12 protein-coding genes and 2 pseudogenes are annotated in these 19916 nt (G+C 35.1%); 10 read left to right on the forward strand and 4 right to left on the reverse strand.

What is annotated here, in order from left to right; translation table 11 throughout:
* Window positions 1–117: 117 nt before the first annotated feature.
* Window positions 118–1926 (forward strand): annotated as a pseudogene (locus tag HMPREF1208_RS02155) (acyltransferase family protein).
* Window positions 1927–2413: 487 nt separating this feature from the next.
* A pseudogene (locus tag HMPREF1208_RS11720) lies at window positions 2414–2650 on the forward strand (transposase); the annotation flags it as partial.
* 255 nt (window positions 2651–2905) lie between these two features.
* Here the strand turns inward: HMPREF1208_RS11720 and HMPREF1208_RS02165 are convergent.
* From HMPREF1208_RS02165 to HMPREF1208_RS02180, 4 genes are all read right to left on the reverse strand, one after another.
* The gene (locus HMPREF1208_RS02165; protein ID WP_016424705.1) at window positions 2906–6877 is read right to left on the reverse strand and encodes a GW dipeptide domain-containing protein; all 3972 of its coding nucleotides are present in this window, start codon (window positions 6875–6877) and stop codon (window positions 2906–2908) included.
* Window positions 6878–7101: 224 nt separating this feature from the next.
* Window positions 7102–7524 carry a GNAT family N-acetyltransferase gene (locus HMPREF1208_RS02170; protein ID WP_016424706.1) on the reverse strand — a complete coding sequence of 141 codons (423 nt, stop codon included), beginning with the start codon at window positions 7522–7524 and terminating at the stop codon, window positions 7102–7104.
* A 310-nt stretch (window positions 7525–7834) separates the two neighbouring features.
* A complete protein-coding gene (locus tag HMPREF1208_RS02175) occupies window positions 7835–8305 on the reverse strand; it encodes a DUF2538 family protein (RefSeq protein ID WP_016424707.1) in 471 nt (156 codons plus the stop codon).
* Between the two features lie 17 nt (window positions 8306–8322).
* Complete coding sequence (locus HMPREF1208_RS02180) at window positions 8323–9549, reverse strand: LCP family protein (RefSeq protein WP_016424708.1); 1227 nt, start codon at window positions 9547–9549, stop codon at window positions 8323–8325.
* 348 nt (window positions 9550–9897) lie between these two features.
* On the opposite strand from HMPREF1208_RS02180, the gene HMPREF1208_RS02185 reads away from it, so the two are divergent.
* The 8 genes from HMPREF1208_RS02185 (at window position 9898) to HMPREF1208_RS02220 (ending at window position 19902) form a co-directional block, all read left to right on the forward strand.
* Window positions 9898–11562, forward strand: coding sequence for a phospho-sugar mutase (locus HMPREF1208_RS02185; protein ID WP_016424709.1), 1665 nt, complete (start codon window positions 9898–9900; stop codon window positions 11560–11562).
* A gap of 395 nt (window positions 11563–11957) precedes the next feature.
* Complete coding sequence (locus HMPREF1208_RS02190; RefSeq protein WP_037559217.1) at window positions 11958–13220, forward strand: nucleotide sugar dehydrogenase; 1263 nt, start codon at window positions 11958–11960, stop codon at window positions 13218–13220.
* 29 nt (window positions 13221–13249) lie between these two features.
* Window positions 13250–14062, forward strand: a complete 813-nt coding sequence (locus HMPREF1208_RS02195; RefSeq protein ID WP_016424711.1) for an ABC transporter permease — start codon at window positions 13250–13252, stop codon at window positions 14060–14062.
* Between the two features lie 21 nt (window positions 14063–14083).
* Window positions 14084–15277 (forward strand): glycosyltransferase family 4 protein, encoded by a 1194-nt coding sequence (locus HMPREF1208_RS02200; RefSeq protein ID WP_016424712.1) that lies wholly within the window; start codon window positions 14084–14086, stop codon window positions 15275–15277.
* Window positions 15278–15850 carry a hypothetical protein gene (locus tag HMPREF1208_RS02205; RefSeq protein ID WP_016424713.1) on the forward strand — a complete coding sequence of 191 codons (573 nt, stop codon included), beginning with the start codon at window positions 15278–15280 and terminating at the stop codon, window positions 15848–15850.
* A complete protein-coding gene (locus HMPREF1208_RS02210; RefSeq protein WP_016424714.1) occupies window positions 15847–18429 on the forward strand; it encodes a glycosyltransferase in 2583 nt (860 codons plus the stop codon). Before HMPREF1208_RS02205 ends, HMPREF1208_RS02210 begins: the two co-directional genes overlap by 4 nt.
* Complete coding sequence (locus HMPREF1208_RS02215) at window positions 18414–19556, forward strand: glycosyltransferase family 4 protein (RefSeq protein WP_016424715.1); 1143 nt, start codon at window positions 18414–18416, stop codon at window positions 19554–19556. The genes HMPREF1208_RS02210 and HMPREF1208_RS02215 overlap by 16 nt, the downstream gene beginning before the upstream one ends.
* Complete coding sequence (locus HMPREF1208_RS02220) at window positions 19543–19902, forward strand: hypothetical protein (RefSeq protein ID WP_016424716.1); 360 nt, start codon at window positions 19543–19545, stop codon at window positions 19900–19902. Before HMPREF1208_RS02215 ends, HMPREF1208_RS02220 begins: the two co-directional genes overlap by 14 nt.
* The last annotated feature ends 14 nt before the right edge of the window (window positions 19903–19916 follow it).

The raw sequence follows: 19916 nt of genomic DNA on the forward strand, positions 1-19916 counted from the left end.
ATTTTATTTTGCAAAACCTCATCGACTCACGGTTTAAAATCTACTATTTTTGTGGTAAATTGAAGGGCGTATATCTATAAATCGTTCCTTAAAAAAATGGAATAGGAGAAATCAGCTATGTCTCATAATAATTTTACTGGAATGAAACGATTGAAGCATCCTCCACGATATTTGCCGGGTTTAGATGGTTTGCGTGCGATTTCAGTTATAGGGATTATCATTTATCATCTTAATTCTCAATGGCTATCTGGTGGTTTTTTAGGTGTAGATACGTTTTTTGTTATTTCAGGTTATTTAATTACATCTTTACTACTATTCGAATATGAAAATTACGGTGAAATCAATTTAGTGAATTTTTGGATTAAACGGTTTAAGCGTTTAATCCCAGCAATGTTATTTGTTACTTTATTTACAGTACTCTACGTCTTAGCATTTGACCCTAAGCTTTTAGAGTCAATTAAAGGTGATGCGATAGCAGCTTTACTCTACATCTCAAATTGGTGGTATATCTTCCAAGATGTTGATTATTTTGATCAATTTAAACCTATGCCACTTAAGCACTTATGGTCTTTAGCTGTAGAAGAGCAATTTTATATTTTTTATCCTATTATTTTAATGTTATTTTTAAAATTATTTAGACGAAAAAAATGGGTCGTTGTCGTATTCGCTATCATTTCTATCGCTTCAGCAGCATTAATGTTTTATTTATCCGCACCAGGTGCGAATAACTCACGTACATATTTTGGAACAGATACACGATTACAAACGCTATTATTAGGTGTTATCTTTGCATTTGTGTGGCCAGCATTTAAGTTGAAAGCTAAGCCACCACAACTTGGGAGAAATCTGATTGATATTTTTGGTATCATCGCATTAGGTGCTTTATTATGGTTATTCTATGCTGTGAATGAGCAACAGTACTTTCTGTATAGCGGTGGCTTTTACGCCATTTCATTAATGACTTTAGTTATTATTGCAAGTGTAGTACAACCATCGGGCTTACTTTCTAGATTTATGGGTAATCCACTTTTCTTATATATAGGGAAAAGATTGTATAGTTTATACTTATGGCATTTTGTCATCGTTACATTTGTACACCATCACTTTGTAGCGGGTCAGTACCCATTTTACATGTATATTATTGATGTCGTATTAACGTTTGTTATGGCAGAAATTTCTTATCGATTTGTTGAAACGCCATTCAGAAGATATGGTTTTAGAACGTTCTTCCTTAAAGAGAAAATAGTGACTTCGATTATTCGTACACCACTTGTTTTAGCTGCCATTGTGTTAACTGCATTTGTATTAACTGGACATTTTGATGGTTATGCAAAACAAGAGCAAAAAGCAACGGCTTATAAAACAAATCATAAATCGACAGAAAAACCTAAAAAGCCCGAGCCTGAAAAGCAAGATAAAACAACTGATGAAAAATCTTTTGATCCTAAAAAAGAATCACCTCTATTTATTGGGGATTCATTAACAGTATGAATGGGCTATTATTTAGATGATCATTATCAAAAACCAACCATTGACGCAGAAGTCGGGCGTTCTATGGGTGTTGCGCTCAACGTTGCTAAGAAATATACAGATTACAATAAAGCAGGGCAACCAGTCGTCATTCAAATTGGTACAAACGGTGATTTCAATGAAGCGCAGTTAGAAGAAATTGTGAAAGATTTTGATAAAGCGGATGTTTACCTAATTAATACGACAGTGCCACGTGACTATAAAGATCATGTTAATCAGTTAATGAAAAAAGTCGCTAATAAACATAAGCATGTCACATTAGTGGATTGGAATAAAGTCGGCGTAGGCCATACGGATTACTTTGCTTATGATGGTATTCATTTAGAACATCCAGGTATTCAACGTCTCGTGAAAGAATTAGATCAAGAAATGAAAGACAATCAAGGCGATAAATAAACAACGACCATTACAAATTTGAATATCTAAAGTAAATATTATAAGTGTTAAATAGGTCCGGTGATTCAAACACTGGTCCTATTTTTGATACAAAAAACGGTTCTTCATTTTTTATGGTGGGATGATATAAGTCATCCTGCTTTTTTGTACAAAAATAGCGCAAATGCCTCTATAATTTTAAGTGACTAAACCAAAAATAAAGGAGACATATTGCGCCTATGTGTAATGATATATTAAAGTTACTAAAAATTAAAGATAATAATATTAAAATCACTAAAGTTGAAGAAGATGTAGTTATTAGAGGTAAGAAATCTAACGTCATCTTTGGTACCCTTTCATACAAGCCTATGACTTGTCCTCACTGTTATCATTCGAATCCAAACCGAATACACAAACACGGAAAACGTTTATCGCGAATTACTTTTTTAAGATTCCAAGAGATAGCAGTGTATTTAAAACTGTTAAAACAATGTTTTAAATGTATGGATGGAAAGTGTTACGCTTCTACAGAAAGTATGAGGATATCATTGCTTATACGATTGGAACCCCTCAATTCAATAATGGAGCGATTGAAGGAATTAATCAAAAAGTTAAACTGATTAAAAGAGTTTCATATGGCTATCGCAACTTTTATAACTTCAAAAATCGCATTTTTATTATTTTTAGACTGTATAAAAGACCAAAGAAAAAAGCAATGCCACTTTTCAATAGTGAAATTGCTTAAATAGATTGCGTACCGAGTCGAGACTCCCGAGGCATAGAGCCGAAACCGAAAATCCATTTTGGCTTCTTATGAGCTACAATAAAAGCCAAAATTAGTTGAGGTAAGGCGCCTGGGAAAGCGAGACTCGAAGAAGCAATCGGAAGTTTGCGACTTAATTATTATAGACACATAACCACCATATAAAGTGTACAGCCCAAAAAACAAACCCCAAAAGAGGTATTAAACACACTTTTGGGGCTTTTAATATGAGCAATCTTATTTACTTTGACGATATAAATCGATATCGAAGTATTTACCAACTTCACCAATTTGATCATAGAATTGTTTCATACGTTTTGCGTTAAAGTCTGCCCATGCGATATCTGTTGCATATTGATGTGTCGCTGGGTTTTGTGGATTCCAACGCATGCGGTATAACGTGTTTTGACCTGCGTGGATGTAATTTTGACCAATAAATTTCGCACCGCCGACGATTGCTTTTTTAACAGTATTCCAGCCATATTTTTCAGCTGTTTTAAAACCACCGCGAATGGCGTCAGAGTCAACTGCCCCGATACCAAACATATTGTAGAATTTTTTAGGACCGTTAGTGATCACTTTATTGTTTTTATCTACGTATCCACCATTTGCTAATGTAGATGTACCGTTTCCAGTTTCTAAAAATGCGTGTGAGATTAAGTAGATTTCATTAATATTATTTGCTTTTGCCGCTTCTGCAAACGCAGCACCTTGGCCAGCTAAGATACCTTTACCTGCGAGTAATCGGTTCAATGCATCTGCACTTAAGCCTTGATATTGATCGAGTTTTAAGAATTGATAAATGCCTGAAGCGCTGTTTTTAATGTTTTGTGTATCCATTGCTGCTTGCACTTCTTGGCGGTTTGCATCTTCCCATTTGCCTGGTACATGTTGAACTTGTGGTTTGTATGGCAATGCCATTTGTTTATCAACGGCTTCTTTTAAAGAAGCGTTAGCATTGTAATATTTAATAAGTAATGAGCGTAAGTCACCAGATTTAATCCAACCTTGTGTGCCATTTTCAAAAGTACCGTAAAGCCATGTCACACCTTTTACATTTTGTGTACTTGTCACTTTAAATAATGTTTCATAATACGGACTTAAAGAGCCTAAAACTTGTGCATTTGGTTTGGCATAGTAATAGCCATTTCCGTTATAAACAAAGTAATCTTGAGGTTGGCTTAATTTTGTTGCTTTAGTTGCTGAAGTCGGCTTAACTGTGTAAGCAGAAGCAACAGGTTTTAAATCTTTAAGGTTAATCCAGCCCATTTTATGGTTCACTTGACCGAATAAATAAGTGTCTGGACCCGCAACAACAGATTTAACAGCACTAAATGTACGATCTTTTACGTTGCCAGATAGGGCATCGATACGTTGTTTCGCAGTACCCCATGGGATTGAATATAATCCAGCTGTTTTGTTATTAACTTTATATTGACCATGCATTGGTTTTTCAGTACCAAGTGAACGTAGAATCACATCATTCGCGTTAAACCATCCTAATGGTGTGCGGCCGTCAGCGTTTTGTAATAAAACGTAATTGTGATTTTGGTTAGATGCTGTTTTAGCAATTTTATAAGTACGGTCAGTGAATTGGGCAGCATTTTTAGCTGTCTTATCATAAATCGAAGCTCTTATTCCTTCAGTTGATGATTTTAATTGACCGATTTGAGATACACTTTGTACGGCATTTTTTGTTGCTTTTTCTTGTGATTGTGTTAATAATGATTGGTCGATCCATCCAGATAATTGATTAACAGTACCATAAACGAATGTTAAGTTTCCAACTTTTTGAGATTTTGTTGCAGCAAAGTTTTGTGCGTTCTTACCAGCGACTTTACCTGCCACTTGTGCGCTAGTACCCCAAGGGACTTTGTAAAGCGTAGCGCCTGGTTTGATTGTGTAGTTTTGTTTCACATTTTTAGCTGCTTGACCTGTACGGTAGTCAACATCTTTTTGTTGAACCCATCCAACATAAGTGCCAGTCGCATAGTCAGATACGAGATAGAATGATTTTCCATTGAGCGTTGCTTTTTTCTGAACACTTAAAGTTTGATTGGTTGCTGATGTAGGTTGGCCTTTCGCATCGTATACAGTTTTATATAAGCCGTTATTTTTATTATTAATACGACCAAAACCTGAGTCACCTGTTACTTTTAATGGTGAAGAAGGTGCAGTTGTTGATGAAGATGGTGTTTTTACAACGTTACTTGCATCAATCCAACCTGTTAAATTGTTAACTGTACCATAAAGCCAATTTGTATTTGCGACTTTCTGTTCTTTAGTTGCTTTGAAAGTTTGTTTTTTGCTACCGCTAATTGTACCTGTAGCTTGTGCTTTTGTACCCCAAGGCACTTCATAAACAGTTGTACCTGGTTTAACTTGGTATGATTGTTTCACGTTCTTTTCAGGTTGTGCACTTTGATAAGTGACATCATTGCTGCGTACCCATCCGAGTAAACCATTGTTTTTCGCAGTGGATACAAGATAAAATGATTGACCATTCAGTGTTGCTTTTTTAGTCACTTTTAATGTCACATTTGTTTGATTTGTACGTACACCAGATTGGTCATACACAGTTTTGTATAAACCGTTGTTTTTAGATGAAATACGGCTATACCCTGTATTGTCAGTCACTTTTAAATTGTTGTTTTGCGGTTTAGGTTTTGATGATTGACCTGCAGTGCTACCAGCAGGGGAAGCATAGCCCATTTTCACTTGGTATTTTTCATTTATAAGATCATACAATTCATCATAAGAATAGCCATGTGCTCTTAAATAACCGTGTGGGTCTACGTGGTCTGTACCACCTAAATATCTAGAAACAGCGTCATGTGTCCAAACGGTACCTTTACCGTCATATTCTGCACTATCAGGTTTTAAGCCATAGTATTGTAAGTTAGTTGCTGCATAATCAGCAAAGTTGTTCATTTGACGTGCAAATGAATTATAGTCATGCACATGAACAAGCTCAATATGAATAAAACGTTGGTTCGCAATAGGGCCAGCACCCCAAGCTAAATAATCAGTTGGTTGCGTTTCAATTATTCGGTTACCATCGATAAATCCGTGAACAAAAGCACTTTGATAATTATTTTTCATGTATTGTATTTCACTTGTAATTGTTGAATTATCGTTAGCTGTGTCGTGAACAACGATGCCTTCAGGTTTTCCAACACCGTAGCGATAACCATAGCGTGGAATAAAGCTTGAATAGTCTTCTTCATATTTAGGAACTTTAAATTTTTGTTTTCGTATGTAGTCGTTAATTTGTGATTTGACTTGTGGTTGATATGCTTTAGGTGTAGCGGCTACTGCACGAGCTGAATAGTTTGTAGGTTCAAGTTTAACTGTTGCAGGCCCACCTTTACCTCCAACGCGAGGCGGTGTTGGTCCATTTGGATTAGCATTGATATCTACTTTTTCATTCGTTGATGTAGATTGTTGTTTTACAGCTGGTGTTTTTTCAGCTGAACGTGCAACGACACGTGCTAAGTTTTTCTCTTGATTAGATGTAGCAGCAGCTCTCTCTTGTGCGGAAATAGCAGTTGCTTTTGATTGTACTTTTTTAGCCGTTGGTTGCGTATTGTGAGTTGGTTGTTGCGTATGAGTTGTTGGTTGCTCAGTTGTCACTTGATTATTTTGTTGTTGTACAGCGATATTTTGTGAATCATCTTTCGGTAATGCTTCAGAAGGGGATTGCTGCGACTTTGTGACATTTTGTGGTGTCTCTTGTTGTGCATCTGTTTTTTGATCTTGTGCAGCATGATACGCTTCAGTTGATACTTCAGCTTCGTGATGTGGATCGATTTCTTCAGCAGCATAAGGTGATGCAACAGGTTGTTCAGCTACGTCTGCTTGTGCATGGTTATTTTGAGAAGTTGCTTCTTGTTCGGTAGCTTGTTGCGTAGCTGATGAAGAAGCAGAAGTTTGTTCTAAAAGACTTGAGTCTGCTTTAGGTTGTGTTGGTTTTTCAATTTCAACTTGATTTGGATCTTTATACGCTTGTGTTCCAGAAATCGTAGGAGCTTTCGTTTCGTTCTTGGCCTGGTTGGCTTGCTGAACTTGTTGATGCTCGTCTAAAATATTTGTTGGTGTTTCTTGCGCTTTTGTTTGTTCAGCTGCATGTGCTTCATGCGCAGTTAATGCAGACCCCGCTAATGTTAATGCAATGATAGTGGGTGTTTTATAACCTAATTTTTTAACCATTTCATTACTCCTTTTAGATAAGTTAATATAAAGTTGATTAATGCCATTATAGAATTAAAGATACAGGAATTGTGCATTTTAACTTGATTGTAATTTAACTTTAATAATTGTCCCAGTTATTTTATGTAGATAATGCACAATTAGAAATTATAGATTATTTCAAATAAAGTAATATATATAAAGTAAGCTGAGTTATGATGATGTTCCATTAAATGCTTTCGTAATTAAAGATGTTTCTCCATGTAATAATGGGGGATACCCGCATCTAAAAACTGATCGCCATACGCTTGATAGCCTAATGATTCATAAAAAGGAATCGCATGTGTTTGGGCACCTAATTTGAAATGACGAAAACCTTGGCGTTGCGCTTCTTGCTCGAGTGCGCGCATTAATGCCTTCCCCGTCCCTTGACCTCTTTCAGATTTCAAAACTGCAACACGTTCAATTTTCGCAATGCCATTCACATCTCGAAAGCGTGCAGTTGCGATGGGTTGATGGTCATCGTTATAGGCAATCATATATTGTGCGATTGTTTCAAATTCATCAATTTCTTCTTCAAGTGACACCCCTTGTTCTTCTACAAAAACGATCTTTCTGATGTCTAATACATCTTCATATTCACGTGCTGTTTCTACTTTTTTGATCATCGTTGCACCCCTTTTTTATCAGTATGATATCGATTTTATCATAAATGATTTTGAATAGACTAAGAATGAAGTAAAATATATAAAATGTATTATCCCAATTTAGACACGTGCAAACAATAGGGGATTCAAATTGTATACTTTCTATCGTGAGCACAATGCCAAAAAACAGGTTGACGTCTAACATGTGTTTAAGACATCAACCTGTTTTTGTATTTATCGTTATGAAGTCAAAATCATTATATAATCTGCGGATTGAGCGCTAATAAAATAGAAGCTATTACAACGTATTTCGCGTTGGTAGGCGCTAAAATTACATTGCATTTTGTCGTACTAATGCGGTATATTGCCAAAAAATCCGCATTTGAATAATATTCCAATTGTTCATTCCCATTGTATAGCCAGAAGGTGTGAAAATGTTAACATCAGTTACTTCTAATGCTGCAGCAACGAGATATTGAATAGGCACACTCAAATTTTGCATCTCTGGTGTTAAACCTTTTTCATCATAAACCCATGAAAATGGGAGGGGTGATTCAAAGACATCAATCGCATCAAAAATTTCAGGAAGTGCAACGATATAACACGCACCATTGATCACCGGGTTATTCTGGCTGTCTGAATAATAAAGTAGAAGTGCTTCATAATTCTCACGGTGTGCATGATTCACATAAAATAACTCTTGTCGAAAATGCGCCATGTCTTTACTGTGAATGATTTGTTGCTCTAACATGTTGAATATCCCATTGATTTGCATGATTTTGTCGTGTGTAGGGCGTGGCATGTATAGGCACCTCCTTATTAATAAAATGTATTGTTATTTTGAGATGGGTCTGGAACCCCTTGTGACTGTTGTGATGAATCAGGCTGTTGACTTGGTGCTTGTTCAGTAACAGCGGGCTGATTTTGATTTTGATCAACTGCTGGTGACGCTTGACTATCACCATTTTGTTGTTCTGATGATGTGTTATCTTTTTGTGATTTTTGGCGTCCTTTTAATAGCTGATCATCGATTTCTGTTAATGGAGGAACTTCACCGTAAAAGGACTTCGCACGTTGTATCAGAAAGTCACTTTTATTTTTAATGGGTCTTAATTCTAAATCTTCACGTAATAAGTTTGATGTCTTAATTAAATCATCGACGTCAGGATTAATGTAGTAAATGCCGTTAAGCAATTCATTTTCACCTTTAAGTTGTTGAGATTTGATTGTGACATCATTTGCTAAATAGTTTGTTGCGAGTGCACGAATTTCAGAGTAATTTAAGTTATGTTTAGAATTTTTTCCTACAATTTCAATAATATCATCTAATTTGTGTAAAGAATTTGTCTCTTGCGCTTTACGGAAGAGAATTTTTAAAACTTCCATTTGTCTTTCGCCACGTTTTAAGTCAGAGTCTTGTTTACGTGTACGTGTGATTGCGAGTGCTTCGTCGCCGTTTAATTTTTGCTTACCTTTTTTCAGTTTGATGCGACCTTTATCTTTAGTGTTAGGTTCGTTGAGATCGTATGGCACATTATATTCAATACCACCAAGCTCATCAACTGTATCAGCAAAAGCATCCATATTAATACGAACATAATAATCAACAGGGACATTAAGCTCAGTTTCCACCGTATCCATTGAAGATTCTGGTCCTCCATATGCATGTGCATGTGTAATCTTGTCAAAGTAACCGACTTTTGGAATGTAGCTCAAAGTATCACGTGGGATACTCAGTAAACGGATTTGATGTTTATCAGGATTTAAAGTGGATAAAATCATTGCATCTGTACGTGAATGTTCTGTACTTTGTCCGTTTTCTCTTCGTGAACTACTGTCATCAATACCTAAAAATAAAATTGAAACAGGCTCCTTTGCAGCATTGACTTTACTATCTCTTAATTTAGATTGACGCTCATCAGAATGAGAAAATGAGTCGTCAAAAGCATGTTTCGATGAATTAAATAGAATAAACGCAAAAATTGTAGGAACAATTACAAGCATTAAAGCAAGTAAGTACAACAGATATTTGAGTCCTTTATTCATAATAAATTGCTCCTAAAAAGATATTTTTAACATATGATTATATATTGTAATGCAATTGATTGTAAGATTTCAATCATTTCAGATGCACCGCTTCGAAATAAATTGTTTTTTCATGTGTAGGACTTCGTGTTGGTGTATAATAGAGTTAATTAATGAAAGAAGTGGGACATCATATAATCTTTTTTGATGATTGTATCAAAATCGATACACGCGCTGTTGATGACTGGAAGTTGTGCACTTTTATACATAGCTTTCCTCAAGCGTTGTATCCTGTTGCAACATTGAGGTTGTAAAATCGATTTGATCCTGTCCCACTTCCAATGATAAAGAGCAAAATAAGGATGGTGGATGTTTTTGAAGGCACAATGGATGTCACATCTTGATGAAAGTTTAGTTAAACCCTTTTATGAAGAACAAACAAAGGAAGAACAAGAAGCGGGTTTTGAAGATGTTTTAACTTTTGGTACCGCTGGGATTCGGAGTACGTTTGGTCTCGGTCCAGGTCGTTTAAACAAGTTTACAATACGTAAAGTGGCATTAGGACTCGCACAATATTTAAAACAAAAAAATGAGCATCCAACAGTTGTGATTCACTTTGATACACGATTTTTATCACAAGAATTTTCTCAAGAAATTGCACGTGTATTAGCAACTGAAGGCGCTAGCGTCGTATTAGCGGATACTTATAAATCAACACCGGAGTTGTCATTTGCTGTACGCGAGCTAAAAGCAACAGCAGGTGTCATGATTACGGCAAGTCATAATCCAAGTCATTATAATGGTATTAAAATTTATGGTGCAGATGGTGGACAATTATTACCTGAGGCATCAGAAGACTTGAGCCAATATATTAATGCAATTGAATCTCCATTAGAAATTGAAGCACGTGATTTCAATTCGTTAAAAACAGAAAAATTGATTACGTCTTTGCCTACTGAAGTGACTGAGGCGTATAAGCAAGGCGTGAAAGATTTAGTTGGCGTAATTGAAGAAAACAATGCACGTGTTGTTTTAACAAGTTTACACGGAACAAGCTTACCTATAGCTGCAGACATACTCACAGAGCTTGGGTTTGATAACTATGTTATTGAAACAACACAGTCAGAACCTGATGGCAGATTTCCAACTGTTAAAAGTGCTAATCCAGAAGAAGAAGCTGCGTTTGAATATGGCAAACGTTTAGCAGAACAAGAAAATGCGTCACTTATCATTGCTACAGATCCAGACGCAGACCGATTCGGGTTTGTTGAGCGCTATGAAGATGGCTCAACACGTTATTTTAATGGTAATGAAATTGGCTTAATCTTACTTAAATTACGCTATCAACAGCTGCAAACATCAGGCAATGCGTTCTATATGGTTAAATCAATCGTTACGGGCGCTTTGAGTGAGGTATTAGCATCAGCGTTAGATATTAAAGTTGTAAACGTTTTGACGGGATTTAAATACATTTCTGAAGAGTTAGAACGTCGTCAACAGCAAAATGATGACGCACAGTTGGTGTTAGCGTTCGAAGAGAGTCATGGGTATTTAGCGAAAGATTTATCAAGAGATAAAGATGCAATTCAGTTTATTCCTTTACTCGTTAAATATAAACAACTGTTGCATCAAAATGGACTCACATTTAAAGCGGTACTTGAAGATATTTATAAAGAAATCGGTCGCTATGAAGATTTAACGCTTTCGCCGTCTTACGAAGGACCAAAAGGTAGACAAATAATAGAGGCCATGATGGCTCATTTTAGAAATGATACAAGCGAACACATTGCAGGATTAAAAGTAAAAACAAAAGAAGATTATTTAACGCAAAAGGCAACACATCTTTCAACAGGTGAAGAGACTGCAATCACGTTGCCACAAGCGGATTTAATTCGTTATACATTTGATGAAGGCTTTATCGCATTAAGACCTTCAGGGACAGAACCAAAAATAAAAATTTATTTTTCACTTAATGTGCCTGATTTTAATGCGTTAGTCAACAACTTTAAAGCGCTGTATTTAGCTGAATCATAATATTGTGTTGTTTAAGATGAAAAATGATGAAGGTAGCGTAATTTCGCACATGCACCTTAGCCTTTATAAGGTTGTTATAAACGCTATAATTAATCTTTTATCACCTCATCTATTGACAAATGATAAACCTCGAAAGGAATAACGCATCGTTATTTCATTTGAGGTTTTTTTGTGCTTAAAAATTTGATCTGTTTATAAAAATATTAAAGAAATGTAAAGAATGTTAAAAAGAATTTTAGCCCAGTCTAAGATAATGTAAATTTAATAATAAATTTGTATTTTTAATTGAAATCAGACCGAATTTACTTAAAGATTAATATAGATTTAATAATTTAAATAAAAATCAGTTAGATGTGATGGAATGATTAAACTATAGAGAAGAAAGGTGTATGAGCGTGAAATTAACTACGATTGGTTTAGGTTATATTGGTTTACCAACATCTATTATGTTTGCAAAACACGGGGTGGAAGTGCTTGGTGTAGATATTAATCCTCAAGCAGTAGCAAGTTTAAATCAAGGGCAAATTCATATCGAAGAACCTGGATTACAAGAAGCATATGAGGCTGTATTGGAAAAAGGGAATTTTAAAGCATCTCAAACCCCTGAAGAAGCGGATGTTTTTATCATTGCGGTTCCAACACCTAACAATGATGATACGTATGAATCATGTGATATTTCAATTGTGATGCGTGCACTTGAAAGTATTGTGCCTTATTTGAAATCTGGCAACACAGTGATTGTGGAATCAACAATCGCACCGCGCACAATTGATGACCATGTCAAACCGTTTCTTGAGCAACAAGGCTATACGATTGGTGAGGATTTGTATTTAGTCCATTGTCCTGAACGTGTACTTCCTGGAAAAATTTTAGAAGAACTTGTACATAATAATCGGATTATAGGGGGCGTCACGCCTGCATGTGTGGAAGCGGGCAAAAATGTTTACCGCACTTTTGTTCAAGGAGAAATGATTGAAACAAATGCACGTACTGCTGAAATGAGTAAGCTAATGGAAAATACGTATCGTGATTTGAATATTGCATTAGCCAATGAGCTAGCAAAGATTAGCAATCATTTAAACATTAACGTACTTGATGTCATTGAAATGGCAAACAAACATCCAAGAGTTAATATTCATTGGCCTGGACCTGGCGTAGGTGGTCACTGTTTAGCAGTAGATCCTTATTTTATTATTGCGAAAGATCCTGAACACTCTCCATTAATACAAACAGGTCGTAAAATTAATCGTTCGATGCCACAGTTTGTCGTAGATCATGTGAAAAAGATTTTACAAACAGTGAACGGTCAAAAGGTTACTGTTTTTGGTTTAACGTATAAAGGTGATGTGGATGATATACGTGAATCGCCTGCATTTGATATTTATGAATTATTAAAAGCAATCGAAGGATTAGATGTTGTTGCGTATGATCCTCACGTCCAATTGGACTTTGTTGAAAAAGACATCGCAAAGGCTGTAGAGGGCTCATCTCTTGTCATTGTCTTAAGTGATCATTCGGAATTTAAAATACTTAAAGACCAAGACTTTAGTTCAATGAAAGATAAGTTGATACTTGATACAAAAAATGTCATACCGAACACTTTTAATGAAGTTAAATACTTCAACTACGGTAATTTATACGAAATAGAAAGTATGTGAAGACTTTATAAAGATAGTAGGTTATAAGTGTGAATATATTATTTAAGATTTTAAAAGAACAAGTTGGAAATTGGCAAAAAATAATTCAATTGGCAGCATATAATATGAAATCTCAGTATTCTAATCACTATCTTGGTGTGTTTTGGAATATTTTACAACCTATGATGCAAGTCGGCGTCTATTATTTAATCTTTGGATTAGGTTTAAGAGGTGGAGGAAACCATTTAGTGGATGGCGTGCCTTTTATCGTCCATTTAATTTCTGGTTTATTTCCTTGGCTATTCATTTCTCAAAGTATTAATTCGGGCGCCAATGCGATTCAATCTAATTTAGAGTTAGTGACGAAAATGAAATTTCCATCCTCTGTCTTATTATCGATTTCATTCACCAATACGTTGTTTAATCTGTGCTTTATGACCATGATTTTATTTGTCATATCGGTCGTCAATGGTTATGTTGCGATTTGGAAGTACTTTATATTTCTTTACTTTATTTTCGCTGCATTTCCAGCAATTTTTGGGATTTCTTTATTGATGAGTTCACTTGTCATTGTTGTCAGAGACACAAGAAACCTTTTACAAAATATATTGAGATTAGGTTTCTTCATGACACCTATATTTTGGAGTCTCAATTCTGCACAGCCTATTTTACAAAAAATAGCTAAGTTAAATCCTTTTACTTATTTAGTAGAAGTCTATAGAAGTGCTTTTTTAACAAGTCCACATTTGCTATATGGGACAATGGCAGATCATTTTTATTATTGGACGTTTACATTGTTGATGTTAACTTTAGGGGCTTTAGTACATCAAAGATTTAAAGACCGATTATTAGATTTTTTATAGCACAATGCAGAAGGAGCAGGTATGAAATACAAAATTTTATTAATCAGTCAAAATTTTTATCCAGAACTTGGATCAGCAGCTAATAGGATGAAAAATATATTTGAGCAACTCCAGAAAAGGGGATTTAATCCGATGATTGTGACAACGGATCCATCTTATCCCAATAGAGAAATCTTTAAAAGCGAGCGTTATTTCGATAATGATGCTTTAAATCAACTTGAAGGCACACAAATCCATCGCATCCATATGAGATTTGATAAACAACATCCGAATTTAGTTTATCGCTTACTTTACTATCTCGAGTTGACAGTTAAATTAAAGTATTATCTTAAAAGATTAGATGGTTTTGAAAATATATTTGTCAGTAGTCCTAATATATTTATGGCTTGGGCCACTCTGTTTTTCAAAAAGAATAAGAGAGCGAAATATTTTCTAGAAATTAGAGATTTATGGCCTGACAGTTTTATAGATATTGGGAAGTTTAAACTCAAATATTCAAAGCCAATTCTAAAGTTTTTAGAAAAACAAATGTATAAACAAGCGGATGATGTGGTGATTAACAATCCTTTTTTTGAGACTTATATTAAAAATATGATTGGTGACGATAAGCATTTTATTTATATGCCAAATGCTATTACAAAAAGTGAAGTTCAACCTACCCATAAATTAGAGGCATTTTCAGTCATCTATACAGGTAATATTGGTTATGCACAAGATGTGGAACAATTAATCTCGATTGCGCGACAGCTTAACGCAAAAAAAGTTCATTTTACAGCTATTGTTTATGGTGTGAAAGCAGACCGATTTAGAAGTGCTGTCAAACAAGAGTGTATGCATTATGTTCGACTCATTCCTCCGTTAAAAAGAGAAGAATGTTTAGCAATGATTTCAACTCATCATGTTTCGTTGTCTATTTTAAAAAATACACCTGTATTTATGAATGTAATGCCTGGCAAAATTGTTGATAGCATATGTTCAGGTACACCGGTCGTCAGTAATTTAGGAGAAACGGTGTGTGACTTAATACAACAAAGTGGCGTTGGCTTTTCAAAGGAAAATGCCTCATTGGAAGAAATCGTTAACTATATTTTAGAACTGAAAAATAATCCACAATTATTGAAACAAACCATCGATAATACGCAAAGTTTAAGAGATGCGGATTTTATATGGGAAAACAATATCGAACAGTTAACGCAAAGGTTGAGGAGGGGTTAAATGGAATCGAGTTTTAAACAATTCATCTCTGAAACATCGTATGAAGGTGCTTATGTAAGATTAAAGTCTGGGAAGGTTCCAATCTATCAAGACGAAGCGATGACAATACCATTTGAATTAAATGACCCAACCTCAAAGTTATATCAAGTGTTATATGAATATGAACAGTCAACTAAGCTTGCTTTGAAACAGAGCGAGCTTGAGCTTTATGTGAATAAAAATGATGTACAGTTAATGTTATTTTTACACGTTGATTCACAGTTAAATGAGATTCATCTTGCTTATTTTGATCAAAAATGGAAGCAAGTTTACCTTGAAAATCAAGATGAGCCGTTTGATTATCAAGTCAATGATGTAGGGTACTTAATCGCAAATCATTTGAATATCCTCATGGCCATTCAAAGAAAGCAACAACTTAATGTTGTAAAAAAATTGCTCGGAGATACGATTGAAAAACGACAATCGATTGCACAATTGATGGAACAAAATAACACATTAAAAGATCGATACTTGAAGTTGCGCAATTCAAAATTGGGAAAACTTCAGATTAAATGGTGGGAGAGGCTGAAATGAATTTTAGAGAGATAAAGTATTTATTATTTGGCAATCCTAAACCATTCCGAATGACGAGAGAAAAGATTGATTTCAAAGAAGAAGAACTCACAACGCTCCAAAATATTGCGGACGTCATAGAACAAGATGAGGGTAAAGGGCTTTACGAAATCTATCGATCCCATGCGTTAAAACCTTACGTTGACTATATTCGTACTTATCATCAAGTGGGAAAAGGGGATCAAAATGCATCTTTTGACTTAGTGAACACGACAGAACAAACTTTATTAAATCAAGAGAAATTGCCTTTAACAGTAGGCATTGTCGCAGATACATTTTTATATGATGCTTTAAAAGGAGCTTGTAATTTAATTTACATTAATGAAAAACATAAGGATGAACATTATGATTTTGTCATCATTGCATCGACTTGGAAAGGTATAGATGGTTATTGGGAAGGCAATACGAACGTTCATAGTGAAAAATATGAAGAACTGAAAAGGCTTGTTAAAAATTTCCAAGATAGAGCAATTCCTATCGTATTTTTCAATAAGGAGGATCCTATTAATTTTGAGGTCTTTCAATCTCATGCACAATGGTTTGAACATGTGATAACGACGGAACAAGATTTTGTGTTAGCTTATAAAGAAAAATTAGGCATTGCAAAGGTGAAACAGATGCGGTTTCCAATCAATCCTCGAATCCATCATCCGATAGCGTCCAGCCGAGATGTTGCGGATAAAAAAATTGTTTTTGCAGGTTCTTGGCTAGATAAATATGAAGAACGTGCGGCGGATATACAAACAATTTTGGAAGGCGTCATTCAAAATAACTGGGATTTAACCATTTATGATCGAAATCTATGGACAAATAAAAAGAAGTATCAGTTTCCAGCAGCATTCTTACCCTATATTGCTGCACCGTTAAACCATATGAATACGATGAAAATGCATCGTGCCTATCCATTTGCTATTAATGTGAATACTATTAAATATTCCCAGACTATGTGTGCGAACCGAATTTTCGAGTTACAAGGCATGGGCGTGTTCATGCTATCGAATTATAACACATTTGTGAATGCACATTTTCCACAGGTACAGATGGTTTTTGAGCCTCAAGATGTGAAGAAAATTAATAGATTAGATTCCGTTTTAATTAAAAGAGCACAATCCATCGGTATTCAAAAGGTCATGCTTTCAACAGCGCATCAGTTGAAGTGGTTGAACGATGTCAGTCAATTCATTGGATTGTCTAGTCAAAGCTCAAATCTTCCTGAGCTCACGGTAGTTATCGAGGAAGCGGATACGAAAGCAATGGAAATGTTTGAAGCTCAAACTTATGAATGGAAAACATGTGTTTCCTCCACGGACGACATTCATACAGATTACTACACGTTCTTCTCATCTGATTTCAACTATGATCCCGAATACTTGAGTGACTTTGCAGCAGCGTTTATGTATACCGATGTCCGATTTATTACCAAAAGGACGGAGGGATATCGATGGGTGAGTGGTTATGACAGCCGCTATTTAACAGCATTTAATCAACAACATGACAATAATCAACGAGGTTTTGCATTAGACATCACATTTGTAGATAGTCAGAATCAGATTGAAGCAGTTCCACCTGTGAAACCTGAACTCAGTGTGATTGTGCCTGTCCATAACAATGGTACACATTTAGAGCATAAATGTTTACGTTCAATCATAAGTCATCCTTTGTTTCCAAAACTAGAAGTCATTCTTGTTGATGATGGGTCAACGGATCGTTACACTAGCAACTTAATGAAAATGTATAGTCAATGGTACAAAAATATTGAAGTGATTCATCTAGATGAAGCTTCAGGGAGTGCTTCGACGCCAAGAAATATAGGGATTGATTATGCGAAGAGTGACCTGATCACTTTTCTAGATCCTGATAATGAATGGATTGGAGAAGGAATTGACCGTTTGTTCGAGGAAATAACACAAAATGATGAGATTGATGCTGTAATTGGCAACATGTTAAAAGTAGACCAAACTGAAACGAAAAAACATGATTATTATCAACAGTTTGTTCATGTCGTGCATGCGGATATGACGCGACAGACTCACCAATTTTTACATGATATGAAACTTAAGACAGCCAGTATTCAAGCGCTCATTGTTAGGAAGTCTTTATTAAAAAAACATCAAATTAAAATGGTGCCGGGTGCTTTAGGACAAGATTCATTGTTCTTTTTAACAATGATTCATCATGCCCAAGCGATCAAAGTGGTTGATGCTACAGTGCATGTCTACTACGCAGGGATTGCCAATTCGATGACAAATCAAATTTCTGAACAATTTTTTAGAAAATATTATTTAGTTGAGCGGGAAAAGGTGAAATTTCTAAAACAGCATGGCTATTTATCAACATATATGAATCATCGTTTTAATTACTATGTTAAGCATTGGTATATTTCAAGGATAAATAGAACGACAGAGAAAGATCCAAATGTGTTGAAAGCATTTTTAGCAATCATTGATTTATATCAACATTTTGATCGTCCGTATGATGCGGAATTAGTAGATGAAATTGAAATGATGAAGAACGAGGTGAAAGAATGGGGTATTTACTGATAACCAATGCATATCCAAACAAAGATAAAATATATGCGAATGCTTTCATTCATCGAAGGGTTAAAGGCTACTTAGCACAAGGGCTCGATGTAACGGTTGTTGTTTTTACAACTAAAATCAAAAGAGATGAATACTTTGATGGTGTAAAAATCATGTATATGGATGAGGCACAATTATACAATCATCTATTATATTACCGTTACGATAAGCTGTTATTCCATTTTATTAATTATAAAATGTTTAACGCAGTAGAACGCTTAAAAGTAAAGCCGAATGTCGTTGTCTGGTTACACGGTTTTGAAGCTGAGGCATGGTATACACGTTATTATAATTACTTATCATCACCGGGGTCACTAAAAGCGCAACTACAGAAAAAAGAGCATTTTTATCCAGTTCAAAAAGCTTTTTTGAAAAAGTTAATGACACGCCAAGATATGAACGTACAGTTTATTTATGTCTCTGAAAGATTTAAGACATTGTATGTAGATCCATTTGTAGGTGTTGAGCCTGAAAACTTTGAAATCATACCGAATATGATTGATGCAGATTTATTTCCTTATCACGAAAAAACAGAAGAGGACCGCTTTCATATTGTATCGATACGCCCCTTTACTGCTAAAAATTACGCAAATGACCTAACAGTAAAAGTCATACAACAATTAGCTAAAAAGAAATACTTTAAGAAACTCAAATTTTCAATCTATGGGGATGGGCCACTGTTTGAAAAAATTACAAAGCCGCTTCAAAATAAGAAAAATGTTAATTTGAATAAGATGTTTATTCCGCAAAATGAAATCTCAAGCATCCATCGAGAGCATGGCATATATTTAGGACCTAGTCGCCATGATTCTCAAGGCGTATCAATTAATGAAGCCATGAGTTCAGGATTAGTACCCATTTCGAATGAGATTGGTGGCATCCCCAATTTTATTCAGCAAGCAGTATCTGGGTTTTTAGCACCACGAAACGATGTTGATCAAATGGTTGCTTATATTGATTATTTAATTCAACATCCAAAAGTATTTTTAGAAATGAGTAGAAACGCATCCAAAATGATACAAAGTATAACAGGTTCAGATGTTGTACTTCAAAAAGAACTTGAGGTGATTACAAATGGGGAATATTAATTATCAAGCCGCATATGAATATCTAGAATCACAATTAGAAGACATCATGCTTGAAACAGCATACTTACTCGATCATAATCCAGCAACTTTGAAAATCGATGATATCGTAACGCATCAGGAAAAAGAAGGCGAAATTGATGTAACAATATGTAGTTCGGGAGAAAAAATGAAATATGCGCTCTATATTTATAAAAAGGGTGAATCAGTAGCGATTGATAAAATCATGTATCAAGTTCAAAACCATTTTCAACTCGAATTAGAACCCGGTAAATATAGAATCAAAGCCTTTGTACAACAAAATGATCAGCAAAAAGTATCAGAATCAAAGGAAATGAGAGTCTACTAAGAAAAGAGGATAGC

The organism is Staphylococcus sp. HGB0015, from assembly GCF_000411275.1.
GTDB classification, from domain to species: Bacteria; Bacillota; Bacilli; order Staphylococcales; family Staphylococcaceae; genus Staphylococcus; species Staphylococcus schleiferi.

Coding starts and splice junctions, on each gene's coding strand:
- HMPREF1208_RS02165 (WP_016424705.1), bottom strand. CDS start 6,877: ATGGTTAAAAAATTAGGTTATAAAACACCCACTATCATTGCATTAACA.
- HMPREF1208_RS02215 (WP_016424715.1), top strand. CDS start 18,414: ATGGGGTATTTACTGATAACCAATGCATATCCAAACAAAGATAAAATA.
- HMPREF1208_RS02185 (WP_016424709.1), top strand. CDS start 9,898: ATGTTTTTGAAGGCACAATGGATGTCACATCTTGATGAAAGTTTAGTT.
- HMPREF1208_RS02210 (WP_016424714.1), top strand. CDS start 15,847: ATGAATTTTAGAGAGATAAAGTATTTATTATTTGGCAATCCTAAACCA.
- HMPREF1208_RS02200 (WP_016424712.1), top strand. CDS start 14,084: ATGAAATACAAAATTTTATTAATCAGTCAAAATTTTTATCCAGAACTT.
- HMPREF1208_RS02175 (WP_016424707.1), bottom strand. CDS start 8,305: ATGCCACGCCCTACACACGACAAAATCATGCAAATCAATGGGATATTC.
- HMPREF1208_RS02170 (WP_016424706.1), bottom strand. CDS start 7,524: ATGATCAAAAAAGTAGAAACAGCACGTGAATATGAAGATGTATTAGAC.
- HMPREF1208_RS02205 (WP_016424713.1), top strand. CDS start 15,278: ATGGAATCGAGTTTTAAACAATTCATCTCTGAAACATCGTATGAAGGT.
- HMPREF1208_RS02180 (WP_016424708.1), bottom strand. CDS start 9,549: ATGAATAAAGGACTCAAATATCTGTTGTACTTACTTGCTTTAATGCTT.
- HMPREF1208_RS02220 (WP_016424716.1), top strand. CDS start 19,543: ATGGGGAATATTAATTATCAAGCCGCATATGAATATCTAGAATCACAA.